This is a genomic window from Limosilactobacillus albertensis, assembly GCF_014145555.1.
Lineage (GTDB): Bacteria > Bacillota > Bacilli > Lactobacillales > Lactobacillaceae > Limosilactobacillus > Limosilactobacillus albertensis.
Genome location: NZ_JACIVD010000078.1, coordinates 12,983 through 27,527, shown reverse-complemented (window position 1 = coordinate 27,527; position 14,545 = coordinate 12,983). Strand labels below are relative to the sequence as shown.

Below are 14,545 nucleotides of genomic sequence, written 5' to 3'. Positions count from 1 at the left end.
TTAGTAATATCATCTATTACGATTTTTTCAAGTGATAAGTAGTAAGTAACTATTATAAACAACGTTATAATAAGCTAAATACATCGTTTATTTTAAATCCACATATGATTAACTCTTCATATTTCAACACACCTTAATTTAAAACAAATAGAGACCCAAAACTTGATTCTTTCAAGTTTGAGTCTCATTTGCGTGTATTATTCACTACTCCAATACACGTTTGAAATAGCAGCACCAAATTCAAACATGCTTGTTAATATTAGTTGCTATATTTTGTAAATTACTGTTTACATTTCCGGCTGCTGAAACGTTACTATTAGTTGTAGCATTAGTAACTTGTTCACCATTCCGTTTTTTCTAGTTAAAAACCAACATTCACCATTGATTCATCATTATGAATAAAGATAGCGCCACGGTTGCCGGGACGTGACTCCCAACCTTGAATTGGTTCACCATTGAAAAAGAGGCGTTTTGCTTCAATTTCGCCCATTACCGATTGATCAGTAAAAACTGTCACACTACTTAGGTCTGTTTCAAGGGGGTATCCTGTTCGCGGATCAAGCAAATGGTGATAACGGCGACCGTTTTTAATTAAAAAGCGCTCATAAATGCCTGATGTCACTGCTGAACATGCTGGCTCACGAACTGTTGCCAGGTTTTCACCCCGATGCAGCTGCGGGTCCTGGACACCAATAATCCACTGACCGTCATCACGACGCGGGGAGTTACCAACGAAAAGCAGGTTCCCGCCAAGGTCAATAATCCCTGCAGGCACCCCTGCTTCTTGCCAAAAGTCACGAATCCGATCGGCAATATAACCCTTCGCAATTCCGCCAAGGTCAAGTTCCATCCCTGGTTCTTCTAATAAAACAGTCCGTGTATCACGATTTAATAATACCTTATAAGGATCAATTAACTTCAATCGTTCCTTAATCTCCGCATCACTTGGGACCCGTGCACCTTCAAAGCCAATCTTCCATAGTTTAACTAATGGTCCAATTAAAGCATTAAAGCCAAAATTTTCTCGACTATATTTTACGGCTAATTCAATCAAGTCAAAGGTCGTTTGTGATACCATTTTAGGCATTTTGCCCGCACCATAATTCACCGACATTACCTCTGACTGGTCACGGTTAACCGTCAGCTGGTCTTCATAATGGTCGATTAAGTCCATTGATTTTTTTAATAACGAAAAATACTCGTTACCAAAAATCGTTAAATTTATCCGTGTTCCTAAGGCGTGATGAGTCATTACATGTCGCTGCGCCATCAATTCATTATTCATAATTAGTTTTCGGATGCACCTGTTGTGGCATCTGCCTCTTCATCATTAGCGTCTACGCTACCTGCATCGGATGCACCTGTTGTAGCATCTGATTCGTCAGCGCCATCAACTGGGGTGGCAGTAACCGCACTAGTGTTATCAGTGCTGTCGTTACTGTCATCGCTTGATTCAGAAGCGCCTGTTGATGCGTCTACACTATCTTCTTCAGTTTCATTATTACCAGCATCTTCATGCTTGGAAGCACCAGTGTTCCCATCAGTACTCCATGCGCCATTTTCAAAGAGATTAAGAATGTACTCAACACTGCCTGTAAATTCGATTGTACCGAGGTAATGACCATTGATATCACGAAGAGCATAATATTGAATCAATGAACGGTGACCATTCATCCACAATGGACGAGTAACAACATCCTTTTCACCATTCCGGAAGCTGTTAATAATCTTCATTACCGTAGGAACAGCCATTGGCGGGTGACATTCTTGAACTGTTTCGCCAAGAGAAGCTACGTTACGAACGTGTTCCCGGTTTGGCTTGTCAGAATACCATGCAAAGTGGTCAGTGCTATCAATCAGGTCGATCTCAAATGGAATCGTGCTAAAGATTTGTTGAACTTCCTTTAACGTTAACCGACCTGTTGGGAAGTTAATATATGCTTCACTAATCGTTGGTTGTTTAACGGACATCTCCAGTCCCTCCTCATTTACTTTTTCAAAAATTTGAATGTATTCCACAAAATGGGTAAAGCTTTCTTCAAGACTGTCCCGCATTTCAGGATCAATCAAACGGCCATCCTTAGAGAATGAATGACTAGCATTACCAATCAACACTTCATTTCCTGGTAATAGGTTAGTATCACAATCTGGGGAAATCAAAATTTGCCGCATCTGTACTTGTGACCTAGCAGAAGCTTGACGGCCGTACGATACCCCAACAACCATTGTCGGTTTATGAGATAAAACATTCGTCTTGTAAGAAAGCCATTCAACCACGCTCTTTAATGCTGCCGGAATTCCGTGGTCATATTCAGGAGTGGAGAAGATAATCCCGTCCGCTGTTTTGATCTTTTGCTTTAACTTCCAGACCTCTGTTTGTTCTGAAAGCGGCGTATCAACACTAAAAGGCGGCAATTGATTAATCTCGTAAATCTCAATATCAGCCATTTGGCGGAAATGTTTCTTCATATACTTAAGTAAAATTCGGTTATATGAGAACTTCGCATTTGTTCCAACTAGTGCAAGAATTTTCATTACTTATCCGCCTCCTTCTTTTCAGCAATCATGCGGTTAATCGCCTTAGCATAGTGCTTAAACTCACGCATACATTTTTCTAAGAAATGGATCGTCATTTCATTAGTAATATTACCATCTTCATCAATGATATTTGCAGCATCACTCATAAAGAATTCTTCATTTTGGAAAATATAAGCATTTACCCCTGGTGAGATTAAAATATCCCGCAATTGAACTTGTGAGCGAGATGAACCCTGCTCATGGGTAGATGCACCAATAATCATCACAGGTTTATCCTGCAATGGGTGAACTTCATATGAAAGCCATTCAACTAGACTCTTAAGCGCAGACGTAATTGAGTGGTTGTACTCGGGACTAGCAATAATAACAGCATCGGCACTTGCAACACGACGATCAATATCGGCAACAACCTCAGGGATCTTACCCTTGTAATCTTCATTAAACATTGGTACTTGACGAATATCAATCACATCAATATCATCATCACTAAAATGACGGGCCATAAATTCTAGCAACATCCGGTTATAAGAATGGTTAGCATTGGACCCGGCAATTGCAGCAATTTTCAAAAGTGTCACTTCCTTTAAGTTATTTATGCAACATTTCACATTGTTATTCTACTATATTTTACTCGATCAAAAAACATATTATTAGTAATATGCATGCTTAATTGACTATTTTCGTAATAATTGATTATAAACTACCTGCTATATCTGTATATTTATCCGGTAGTATTTGGAGATGTGCTAAAATATTAACCACATTGATTTATAAAGAACGGAGAAATAATATGACACAAACAAAACAACACGAACAGGATGTTGAAGTATGGGTTGGGAAACGTTTCCCGCTCACAATTCGTCGCCTTGGCGTTAATGGTCACGGAATCGGCTACTATAAGCATAAGGTCTGTTTTGTTCCCGGCGCCTTACCAAATGAAGTTGTCGTTGCCGAGGTTACCCGTGTTTTGCCACGATATCTCGAGGCTAAGATTCACCGAATTCGCAAAAAGAGCCGTTATCGGGTAACGCCACGAGACGAGTACGCTGACATTGCTGGTGGTTTTGAACTTGAAAATCTTGCTTACCAGCAACAATTAAAGTTTAAACGGCAAGTTATCTTAGATAGTCTAGAAAAGTTTCAGCCATATGGCTACCGCAATTATGACGTCCGGCCAACAATCGCTGCCCCAGAACAATACGGTTACCGTAACAAGGCCCAATTTCAAGTCCGAATGGTCAATGGCAAAGTAGCTGCTGGTCTCTATCAGCCAAACAGCCATACTCTTGTCGATATGGAAACTTGCGCTGTTCAAATGCCCCGAACCATGGAAACGGTCCGGGCGGTCGTCAAGATGATTGAAGACCTGCAGATCCCCGTCTATGATGAAAAACATAATAGCGGGATTATCAAAACCCTTGCCGTCCGTGAATCATGGTCGACTGGTGAAGTCCAATTAACTTTCATTACCAATTCAGCCAAGCTTCCCCATAAGCGCGATTTGCTCGAACGCATCGAAAAAGAGCTGCCAGCGGTTGTGTCAGTAATGCAGAATGTTAATCCAGGCGATACGCCACTAGTTTGGGGCGAGAAGATGATCCACCTCGCAGGAAAAGATTCAATCCTTGAAAGTCTGATGGGTCTTGATTTTAAATTATCAGCCCGTTCATTCCTGCAATTAAATCCTGAACAAACAGAGGTACTCTATGAAGAAGCTTCTAAAGCACTAGAACTGGATAAGGACGACACATTAATCGATGCCTATGCCGGAATCGGAACAATCGGTCTTTCCCTTGCCTCACGCGTAAAAGCCGTTCGCGGAATGGAAATTATTCCCGAAGCGGTCGCTGATGCAAATGAAAACGCCAAGCTAAACAACATCACAAATGCTAAATATGAAGTTGGCAAGGCGGAAGAAGCTCTCCCACGGTGGCAAAAAGAGGGCCTTAACTTCGATGCTCTTGTTGTTGACCCGCCGCGGACAGGGTTAGACGACCAGTTAATTAAGCAGATCTTAAAAGTTAAGCCACGCAAATTTGCCTATGTCTCATGCGGAATGGGTTCACTTGCCCGTAACCTGCGCCGGCTTACCAGTGTATACCACGTCGACTATATCCAGCCAATTGATATGATGCCACAAACAGCCCGTTGCGAAGCCGTTGTGAAGTTATCATTACGAAAATAGAATAATCCTTTTACAATGAGCGGGAAAAATTATCTCTCCACTGAGGTAGACTTTTCCCGCTCATTTTTATTTTTTAAGGTATTCATTAATATTGTGCGCAGCGTTTCGTCCAGAATAGAATGCATAACCAACACAGGTTCCCGGCATATTGGGGCCATATGTATCACCAACTAACCCTGATGCATCATTTCCAGCCGCATAAAGCCCTTTAATCGGCAGATAGTTATTATCTAGAACTTCATTAGCTGGGCTAACTTTCAAGCCACCCATCGTACAAAAAGCACCAACATTTAGTTTAAATCCGTAAAATGGACCAGTTGTTACTTTCTGCAGATATTGCGGATCTTTACCAAAGTCATCATCTATTCCTTTGTCAGCAAAATCATTATAACGAATAATTGTTGCTTGTAATTTATCTTCGGGCACACCCATTTGTCTTGCTAAATCAGAAATTGTGTCCGCCTTAAAGATAAATGACTTTTTAGCTGTAACTGCTTGATCTAATTCTTCTTGTAATTTATCCATCTTCTGACCGCGGCGAACATAAATTCCTAGGCCCATAAAGTTTCCCTTGTTGATCATTCGGTCAATTACCGCTTGATCTAGAATACTAAACACATTAGATTGCGTGTACAATGCGTTACCTGCCAGTGAGAAATTATAGACAACTTCCTCATTAACAAAACGTTCACCATTTTCGTTTACCCACAGTAAAGGCTGTTGTCCAGCTGCTGTATTCATTTGTGACGGCATCATTTTGTATGAAGGCTCGTCTTCATCTTTTAAATAACCGCCAAATAGCATTGCCATCCCGAGGCCATTTTTCTGCGCGCCAATATGCCAGGCCATCTCTAAGCCGTCCCCGGTTCCTTTTCCTGAACTTACTGGTACTAACCGCCGTACATCGTAGCTGGTTTCCTCTTTAATTAAGCGTGGATTATTCAAGTAGCCACCAGTTGCTAATACTACAGTCCGTGTTTCTACTTTATAACGTTCTTTAGTCTTGTTATCTTTAATTGTTACTTCAAATGTACCATCGCTCTTCTTTACTAAATTAACAGCACGAGCAAGCGTTAATACTTCACCGCCATTTTGCTTAAATTTCGGCTGAAGGGCATCATGAATTACCCCAAATCCCATTCCTTTGTAAATATGCCAAGTTGCTTCTCCAGCGCCCATTGCTTGAACGCCTTCATATTCAACTCCTTGGTCATGCAGCCACTGGACATTTTCTGCACTACTATTGATATAGTTACGCCAAATACGGGAATCTGCTTTATATTTTGAATAATTCACTTCTTCACTAAGTACATCTGTTGCCTTAATTTTAATCCCCTTTTCCTTTTGCAAATAGGAATTAATTGCAAAAAGCCCTTCTGTGTAGTTCGTGCTTCCGCCAGTTGTTCTTCCTTTCTCTAATAAAAGAACTGAATGTCCGTCCTGAACCGCGGTTAATCCAGCAGCCATCCCTGCAGCTCCAGAACCAACGACAATAACATCATAGTATCTATGCTTATTTCTCATTATTTTCACCCTTTGTATTTTTCTATATTTTTATTATAAAATCTTTGTGAAAATGTTAATATGAGCAATATAGTTGATAGCCGCAATAATTTTTCGGGTAGGAGGATTCAATCGTGGAAATTGAACAACTTGAAAACTTCTTAGCTGTTTCTCAGTTAGGCAGTTTTCAAAAAGTAGCAGAGCAGAAATTTATCTCACAGCGAACTGTTTCAAAACAAATGACAAATCTTGAAAATGAACTTGGTGTCAAGCTTTTCTTTCGTGGCAGTAATAAGATTTTGCTAACACAAGCCGGTACTTATTTCGCTCAACGGGCTAATGAACTTATTAACCAATTAAACGATAGTATTGGCAAGTTACATGCCATTACAAATAGCAACTTACAGCACCTCCGTCTTGGTTATTTTTCACCATTTGAAGGGCGTCTGCTTGTAACCCACCTAAAAAAATATCAAGCGTTAGCAAAGCATAAGCCTATTAATTTTCATGTGACTGAGGGCAGTGTTGAACATTTATTTGCAGATGTTACATTAGGAAACCTTGATTGTGCCTACATCCTTGATTACGGAACTCATGATCATCTTCTCAATTCTGAATTAAATAACACTATCCTTACAGAAGGTGAAATGGTTCTTGGAATTAGTAAGGACCATCCATTGGCTGCTAAAAAAGAATTATCTGCCACCGATCTTACAGGCCAAACTATCCTCTACTATAGCAATGAGAGTTCAACATATCTTCAATCCGCCTTCTTAGCTACCCTTCCGCAAAATCATCATTATAACGTTCAACGAGTTGGCACAATCGAACAAATGCAGACACTAGTTGCTTTAGGGCAAGCCATTGCTTTTTATCCTCAAAGCCTCCCAGTCTTTCCAAATGAATGGATTGTTTTTCGCCGCCTTCACTCCACAGCCAGTGGCGCCTCCCAAAGATACTCAATCCGCCTAATTTATCGACCAGATAACAATATTAACGGTCTCAAATACTTTCGCCAATTTTTGAACAATACTATAAATCATCGCTAAACCATTATTGAAAACGTTTACATTTAAGAGCGAGTTCTCTATAATAGACTTAATAATATAAGTAAAAGGGGCCCGCTTATGAAGCCAACAATTAAAGACATTGCTCAACGGGCCAACGTTTCAACGGCCACCGTTTCCCGTGTTTTAGCAAAAAAGGAAAAATCTTACCGGCCTGAAACCGCGGCTAAAATTGAAGCAATTGCGAAAGAATTAGGATATAAGAAAAATATTGCCGCTGCCGAATTGGCTGCACATAGCAGTAAGCTGATTGCGGTTATTTTAAATAATACGCAAACAAATTTCTCAAACGATATTATTGCGGCTATCCAAGCCGAAACAGATAAAGCCGGCTATCAAATGTTCATTCTTTATGCCGGCAACCATGACTCACGGCTTCTCAACCAAGCGATTAGCGTTGCCCTCGAACGTCACGTTGCCGGAATCCTGCTGGTTGCAACGTCGCTTGATGAACAGGCTGCAATGACTTTGCGGGAAACCAGCACTCCTTGTAGACTAGTTTCTGTTTACGATGAAAATGACCCTAAATATACCGGCTTTAAATTTATTAGTTCAGACAATGAAAAAATTGGTTACCTCGCCACTAATTATCTAATCGATCACGGTCACCAACGGATCGGTCTTGCGGGAATTGACCGTTCTTCAACTGGGGAACAGCGTCTGCGCGGTTACCAGCAAGCCATGTGTGAACACGGTTTAGCGCCGCACCGCGATTGGGTGGTATATGGTGATTATAGTTTTGGTCCGCAGCAAAATATCCTAAAGGGATTAGCAAGCAAAAAACTTGATGCAATTATCACCGCCAGTGACATGGTTGCGGTTGGTTTAATCAAAGAAGCCCGCTTGCTTAATATCAGGATTCCGGAAGATTTGTCGCTTGTTAGTATTGACGGAACATTCTTATGTGATATTACTATTCCTACTATTACCAGCGTTACTCAGGATTTCTATCAAATGGGAGTACTGGCAGTTAGAAGCTTATTAAAGAATCAAGATTCGCAGTTCGTACCTGTCCATATTACGGCTCGCAACAGCATAAGGCTTCTGGCTGAAAAACCTTCACTACAAAATTAATTTTTATCTGCTTCCTTCGTTAGTTTGAACGATTGGAAGTTTTTTTATTTATCTTTTGCAAACGGTTGCACAAAAATAAATAGTCTGCTATATTATTCGTGTAAGAGCTTACACAAGCTCCAATTGCAATTATTTTATATTTTTTCGTTAGGAGTTGTTTATTATGAGTCAGGATGAGTCTACTGTACTTAACCAAGACCAAAAAGCTTCGACGAGTGGATTACCAATTTTACCAAAGAGTACCATTTGGATGATTAACTTTGGTTTCCTTGGTGTTCAAATCGCCTTTACGTTACAAGGTTCGCAAATGAGCCGTATCTTCCAAACGATCGGTGCTAATCCAAATAATTTGGGGTGGTTCTTCTTGCTACCACCGCTTGCAGGATTAATTGTTCAGCCAATTATCGGTTATTACTCTGACCGGACATGGGCACCAAAGCTTGGTGGCCGTCGTCTTCCTTACTTGTTAATTGGGATGATCATTGCCGTGATTGTAATGATTTTGCTTCCTAATTCCGGAAGTTTTGGTTTCGGCTACGGTTCATTAGCTGCCCTTTGGTTTGGTGCGATTACCGTTGCCTTCCTTGACCTGTCATCAAATATGGCAATGCAGCCATTTAAGATGATGGTTGGTGATATGGTTAACGATGACCAAAAGAGTTACGCATACGGGATTCAAAGTTTAATCTGTAATACTGGTGCCGTACTAGCCGCCATCTTCCCATTCCTCTTAACCTGGTGGGGTGTTCCAAATACTGCTAAAAAGGGTGTTGTCCCTCAATCAGTTGTAGTTTCATTCTACGTTGGTGCAGTTATTTTAGTTATTACCTGTCTCTTTACTATCTTCCGTGTTCATGAATATGATCCGGCAACTTATGCTCGTTATCATGGTATTTCTGAGGAAGACAATAAAAAGGGCGGCAACTGGGTTACTCTCCTAAAGCACGCTCCACGAGTATTCTGGAATGTTGCATTAGTTCAATTCTTCTGCTGGTTCTCATTCCAATACCTTTCAACTTACGCTGTCGGTGCAATTGCCAAGAACGTATGGGTAACAACTGATGCTTCATCAGCTGCTTATCAAGCCGCCGGTAACTGGTATGGTGTTATGACTGCTGTTCAATCAGTTGCCGCTGTTGTTTGGTCATATGTTTTAGCTAAGGTTCCTAACAACCACCATAAAGCAGGTTACTCCATTAGTTTGTTGCTTGGTGCAATTGGATACACATCAATCTTCTTTATTCATTCACAAAATGCCCTTATCTTCTCATTTATCTTAATCGGAATCGCATGGGCATCAATGAATACCTACCCATTAACTATGGTCACAAATGCCTTATCTGGTAAGCATATGGGTACCTACCTCGGACTATTCAACGGTTCGATCTGTGTACCACAAATGGTTGCTTCACTTCTTAGTTTTGGCCTTTTCCCACTACTAGGCAGTTCACAAGTTAACATGATGCTCATCACAGGTATTTCTGCCCTCTTGGGTGCAATCGCAGTTCTCTTTATTAAAGAAACTTATGCTGAATAATTTAATGTCAAAAGGCTGGAAAAAATTTTGTTTTTTCCAGCCTTTTATCTGCTATAATGTTAACAAGCATTTATGCATATAAAATGTTTAAATATTTGATATTTTGAATAAACATGCAGTATATGCTTGACAAAAGAATAATTTTACAGTAACTTAGTATCAATCATTATCCTTTAATTTGGTCCCGTGAGACTAACAAGGTCAGCGTTGAATTACTAACATTGAAATATACATAATATATTCAATTTTTTGTATACGCTTAGCCTATTTTTCAAATGGATTAAGCGTTTTTTTATTAAACTTTTTTTCAACGCGGCTAGTTTTTGTGATCAGTGGAAGGGTTTTTCAGGAAAGGATGAAACTCATGAAACGATATTTAATTCTAGAAGATGGTACTGTTTATACTGGTGAAGCCTTTGGTAGCACCATGTTTTCCCCTGGTGAAGTTGTCTTTACTACCGGAATGGTCGGTTACCAAGAGGCAATTACTGACCAGTCATTCGCTAATCAAATCTTAGTCTTTACTAATCCGCTCATTGGTAATTACGGCATTAATAGTGAAGATAATGAAACCCTGCACCCCCAGATCAAAGGTGTTATTTGTCACCAAATTGCCCGTGTGCCAAGCAATTGGAAGATGACTGAATCATTACCAGCCTTTCTTGAAAAAAACAACATTCCCGGCTTATCCGGAATCGATACCCGTGAACTAGTCCGTAAACTGCGTCAGTATGGAACCCTGCGTGGAATAATGACTGACACCTTAGCCAACACTGAAAAAACCGTCGCTCTTCTCCAAAATTCAACACCAACCAAGGGCATCATTAGCAAGGTATCAACCAAAGAAGCCTACGCTAACCCTGGTCTTAAACGTAATATTATCGTTATTGACTTTGGAATGAAGAATAGTATCCTTCGTGAGCTGAACAAACGTAACTGCAACGTCACCGTACTCCCATACAATGCCACTGCTAGCGAGGTAATGAACCTCAATCCTGATGGTGTTTTACTTTCAAATGGTCCTGGCGACCCAACCGAAATGGAATCTGCGGCCGAAATGGTTGCTGAAATTGAACAACATATTCCTATTTTCGGCATTTGCATGGGCCACCAGATTTTTGCACTCGCTAATGGTGCTCAAACATACAAAATGAAATTTGGTCACCGTGGTTTCAACCACCCTGTTTGCGACCTCCACACCGGCAAGATTGCTTTTACCTCGCAAAACCACGGTTATGCAGTCGATCCAGCGTCAATTGCCAACACAGACCTTAAGATAACCCACACTGAAATCAATGATGGAACAGTTGAGGGGCTTGAACATATTAAATATCCCGCATTCTCAGTTCAATTCCACCCTGATGCGGCACCGGGACCGCATGACGCTGACGCTTTGTTCGATAAATTCATGAAATTAATTGACAGCCACAAGGAGGTTCCTGCATATGCCTAAACGTACTGATATTCATAAGATTCTGGTCATTGGTTCTGGTCCCATTATCATCGGTCAAGCAGCCGAATTTGACTATTCAGGCACCCAGGCTTGTCTTGCATTACGTGAAGAAGGTTATGAGACGATCCTTGTAAACTCTAACCCTGCTACCATTATGACCGATACTGAAATTGCTGATCACGTTTATATTGAGCCATTAACTGTTGACTCAGTATCCCGAATTATTCGCCAAGAATACCCCGACGCTATTTTGCCAACACTTGGTGGTCAGATCGGTTTAAACCTCGCCGTTGCCCTTTCAAAAACAGGGATTCTTGATGAACTAGGGATTGAATTGCTTGGAACGAAGCTTGAATCGATTGACGAAGCAGAAGATCGGGAAAAGTTTAAGGAATTGATGGAAGACCTTGGGGAACCGGTTCCAGCCTCCCAAACGGTCAATTCAATCGATGAAGCACTTACCTTTGCTCACCAGATTGGCTATCCGGTAATTGTACGACCAGCCTTTACCATGGGCGGAACTGGCGGCGGTATTTGTCATGACGATACTGAAATGAATTCTATCGCTAAGAACGGTCTTGAGCTATCGCCAACTACCCAGTGTTTAATTGAAAAATCGATTGCTGGTTATAAGGAAATCGAATTTGAAGTTATGCGGGATGCCGCCGATAACGTAATGGTGGTTTGTTGTATGGAAAACTTTGACCCTGTTGGCATTCATACCGGTGATTCAATTGTTTTCGCTCCGAACCAAACCCTGACCGACCGTGAATATCAGATGTTGCGGGATTGCGCATTAAAACTTATTCGCGCGCTTAAAATCGAAGGAGGCTGTAATGTTCAGCTGGCTCTGGACCCCCATAGTTATCATTATGATGTCATTGAAGTAAATCCCCGGGTATCCCGATCTTCAGCCCTCGCTTCAAAAGCTACCGGTTACCCAATTGCCAAGATGGCCGCAAAAATCGCGGTAGGGTTAACGCTTGATGAAATTAAGAATCCCGTTACCAAAACAACTTATGCTGAATTTGAACCAGCCCTCGATTACGTCGTCTGCAAGATCCCCCGTTGGCCCTTTGATAAATTCACCCAGGCAGATCGGCACCTTGGCAGTCAAATGAAAGCCACTGGTGAAGTAATGGCAATTGGTCGAACTGCTGAAGAAGCCCTGCACAAGGCTATCCGTTCTCTTGAAATCGACGAAAAAGATTTATTCTCACCTCTTGCGCACGGGGCAACTGCAGCTGAACTAAAGGATAAGCTTATCCACCCTCAAGACGACCGCCTTTTCTGCCTTGCTGAAGCCTTTCGCCGCGGCTACTCTCTTTCTCAGGTTCACGACCTCACTAAAATTTCCGTTTACTTTCTTGATATCGTCAAGCACCTCGTTGAATTAGAGGGGGAACTCAGTGACAATCCTTTTGACCCCGAGACGTTAACAACTGCTAAAAAGTACGGTTTTAGTGACCAGACCATTGCCAACCTATGGAAAACTACTTCCGCAAAAATTCGGGCTTTCCGTAAGCAAAACGAAATCATCCCTGTTTATAAAATGATTGATACCTGTGCCGCAGAGTTTGCATCTTCAACACCTTACTTCTATAGCTCATATGACCACGAAAGCGAAAGTCAACGAACCAAACAGCCATCTATTCTGGTCATTGGCTCTGGTCCCATTCGAATTGGTCAAGGGGTTGAGTTTGATTACGCTACCGTCCATTGTGTTAGAGCAATTCAACGTGCTGGCTATAAGGCAATCGTTATTAACTCCAACCCTGAAACAGTCTCAACTGATTTTTCAATCTCTGACAAGCTGTATTTTGAACCGTTAACGCTTGAAGACGTCCTTAACGTAATCGACTTAGAGCATCCTCAGGGCGTAATCGTTCAGTTTGGCGGGCAGACTGCCATTAATTTAGCTGCTGATTTGGCCGCTAACGGGGTTAAAATCTTGGGGACAACAGTCAAGGACCTTGATGCTGCAGAAGATCGGGAAGTGTTTGATAAAGTTATCAATGACCTTAAATTAAAGCAGCCAATCGGCTTAACAGCTACTAATCATGCGGACGTGATTAAGGCAGCAACAAAAATCGGCTACCCGGTACTTGTCCGTCCTAGCTATGTCCTTGGCGGTAAAGCAATGGAAATTGTCTACAACCAAGATGAATTGCAGCAGTACCTTCAACAAAACGCGACAGTCACCGCTGACCACCCAATCTTAATTGATGCTTATCTTGATGGCCGTGAGTGTGAAGTTGACGCAATTTGTGATGGTCAAGACGTCCTTCTTCCCGGTATTATGGAACACATTGAGCACGCTGGAGTCCACTCTGGCGATTCAATGGCTGTTTACCCTCCGCAGCATTTTGACAATGATATTAAACAGCAAATTGTCAATGCAACTAAAAAATTAGCGGTCGCCCTCAAATGCGTGGGAATCATGAATATTCAATTCATTATTCATAATCATGAGGTTTATATCCTAGAAGTGAACCCTCGAGCAAGTCGGACAGTCCCATTCCTCAGTAAAATTACGGGAATTGAAATGGCCCAGGTAGCAACAAAAGTTATTCTGGGACAATCACTTGCAGATCAGGGATTTACAAACGGTCTCTATCCTGAACCGCAAACTGTCCATGTTAAAGCACCAGTCTTTAGTTTTAATAAATTAGCAGGGGTTGATTCCTTCCTTGGCCCAGAAATGAAATCGACCGGAGAAGTTATGGGTAGCGATCAGACTTTTGCGAAAGCATTACGCAAGGCATTTGTTGGCGCCCATGTTCAATTGCCAAATTACGGTAAAGTATTACTGACAATCGAACACAGTAACGAGGACAAAATTTTGCCGATTGCAACCCGTCTTAGAAAAATCGGCTGGCAGATTATTACAACTGGCGAAACTGCTGATTTTCTGGAAAATAACAATGTTCATATTATGAGGGTGGTCCAAGGAACAGATAAAATCAAACAGTTGCTTAAAGACGGCAAAATCGACCTTGTAATTAACACAATGCAACATGACTATGAACAGGATTCAGCTGGGTTCAAGATTCGCCAAGATACAATCGCCCAAAACGTGCCATTAATGACCTCGCTTGATACTGTTCGCGCCCTGCTCAGCATGAAAGAAAGCCAAGCACTTGAAACGATAACAATTGAATAGGCTGGGCCTTGTTAACTAACCATGG

Annotated in this window: 10 protein-coding genes; 6 read left to right on the top strand and 4 right to left on the bottom strand. The window is 41.4% G+C overall.

Annotation, left to right across the window (positions count from 1 at the left end):
• Positions 1–361: 361 nt before the first annotated feature.
• From H5S41_RS11775 to H5S41_RS11765, 3 genes are read right to left on the bottom strand one after another with little or no spacing between them, the layout of a single operon-like run.
• Positions 362–1,285 carry an FAD:protein FMN transferase gene (locus H5S41_RS11775; protein WP_182603452.1) on the bottom strand — a complete coding sequence of 308 codons (924 nt, stop codon included), beginning with the start codon at positions 1,283–1,285 and terminating at the stop codon, positions 362–364.
• A gap of 2 nt (positions 1,286–1,287) precedes the next feature.
• Positions 1,288–2,535, bottom strand: a complete 1,248-nt coding sequence (locus tag H5S41_RS11770; protein WP_182603451.1) for an NAD(P)H-dependent oxidoreductase — start codon at positions 2,533–2,535, stop codon at positions 1,288–1,290.
• Complete coding sequence (locus tag H5S41_RS11765; RefSeq protein ID WP_153709507.1) at positions 2,535–3,107, bottom strand: NADPH-dependent FMN reductase; 573 nt, start codon at positions 3,105–3,107, stop codon at positions 2,535–2,537. The genes H5S41_RS11770 and H5S41_RS11765 overlap by 1 nt, the downstream gene beginning before the upstream one ends.
• Positions 3,108–3,328: 221 nt before the next feature.
• Between H5S41_RS11765 and rlmD the strand changes: the two genes are divergently transcribed.
• A complete protein-coding gene (gene rlmD / locus H5S41_RS11760) occupies positions 3,329–4,723 on the top strand; it encodes a 23S rRNA (uracil(1939)-C(5))-methyltransferase RlmD (protein ID WP_182603450.1) in 1,395 nt (464 codons plus the stop codon).
• A gap of 66 nt (positions 4,724–4,789) precedes the next feature.
• On the opposite strand, the gene vprA is transcribed toward rlmD, so the two are convergent.
• The gene (vprA, locus tag H5S41_RS11755; RefSeq protein WP_220483326.1) at positions 4,790–6,247 is read right to left on the bottom strand and encodes a vinyl phenol reductase; all 1,458 of its coding nucleotides are present in this window, start codon (positions 6,245–6,247) and stop codon (positions 4,790–4,792) included.
• Between the two features lie 113 nt (positions 6,248–6,360).
• On the opposite strand from vprA, the gene H5S41_RS11750 reads away from it, so the two are divergent.
• The 5 genes from H5S41_RS11750 (at position 6,361) to carB (ending at position 14,520) form a co-directional block, all read left to right on the top strand.
• Positions 6,361–7,275, top strand: a complete 915-nt coding sequence (locus H5S41_RS11750; RefSeq protein ID WP_182603449.1) for a LysR family transcriptional regulator — start codon at positions 6,361–6,363, stop codon at positions 7,273–7,275.
• Between the two features lie 78 nt (positions 7,276–7,353).
• Complete coding sequence (locus tag H5S41_RS11745; protein WP_182603448.1) at positions 7,354–8,367, top strand: LacI family DNA-binding transcriptional regulator; 1,014 nt, start codon at positions 7,354–7,356, stop codon at positions 8,365–8,367.
• A 163-nt stretch (positions 8,368–8,530) separates the two neighbouring features.
• Entirely contained in the window at positions 8,531–9,904 is a 1,374-nt protein-coding gene (locus H5S41_RS11740; RefSeq protein WP_182598360.1) for an SLC45 family MFS transporter, read from the top strand.
• A gap of 364 nt (positions 9,905–10,268) precedes the next feature.
• Positions 10,269–11,357: a carbamoyl phosphate synthase small subunit gene (locus H5S41_RS11735; RefSeq protein WP_182603447.1), complete on the top strand. Its 1,089-nt coding sequence runs from the start codon at positions 10,269–10,271 to the stop codon at positions 11,355–11,357.
• On the top strand, positions 11,350–14,520 hold the full coding sequence (carB, locus tag H5S41_RS11730; RefSeq protein ID WP_182603446.1) for a carbamoyl-phosphate synthase large subunit: 3,171 nt from the start codon (positions 11,350–11,352) through the stop codon (positions 14,518–14,520). The genes H5S41_RS11735 and carB overlap by 8 nt, the downstream gene beginning before the upstream one ends.
• Positions 14,521–14,545 lie beyond the last annotated feature (25 nt).

What these genes read in the sequence shown, in the direction of transcription:
- H5S41_RS11775 (WP_182603452.1), bottom strand. Translation starts at nt 1,285, where the DNA reads ATGAATAATGAATTGATGGCGCAGCGACATGTAATGACTCATCACGCC.
- H5S41_RS11770 (WP_182603451.1), bottom strand. Translation starts at nt 2,535, where the DNA reads ATGAAAATTCTTGCACTAGTTGGAACAAATGCGAAGTTCTCATATAAC.
- rlmD (WP_182603450.1), top strand. Translation starts at nt 3,329, where the DNA reads ATGACACAAACAAAACAACACGAACAGGATGTTGAAGTATGGGTTGGG.
- vprA (WP_220483326.1), bottom strand. Translation starts at nt 6,247, where the DNA reads ATGAGAAATAAGCATAGATACTATGATGTTATTGTCGTTGGTTCTGGA.
- H5S41_RS11745 (WP_182603448.1), top strand. Translation starts at nt 7,354, where the DNA reads ATGAAGCCAACAATTAAAGACATTGCTCAACGGGCCAACGTTTCAACG.
- H5S41_RS11740 (WP_182598360.1), top strand. Translation starts at nt 8,531, where the DNA reads ATGAGTCAGGATGAGTCTACTGTACTTAACCAAGACCAAAAAGCTTCG.
- H5S41_RS11735 (WP_182603447.1), top strand. Translation starts at nt 10,269, where the DNA reads ATGAAACGATATTTAATTCTAGAAGATGGTACTGTTTATACTGGTGAA.
- carB (WP_182603446.1), top strand. Translation starts at nt 11,350, where the DNA reads ATGCCTAAACGTACTGATATTCATAAGATTCTGGTCATTGGTTCTGGT.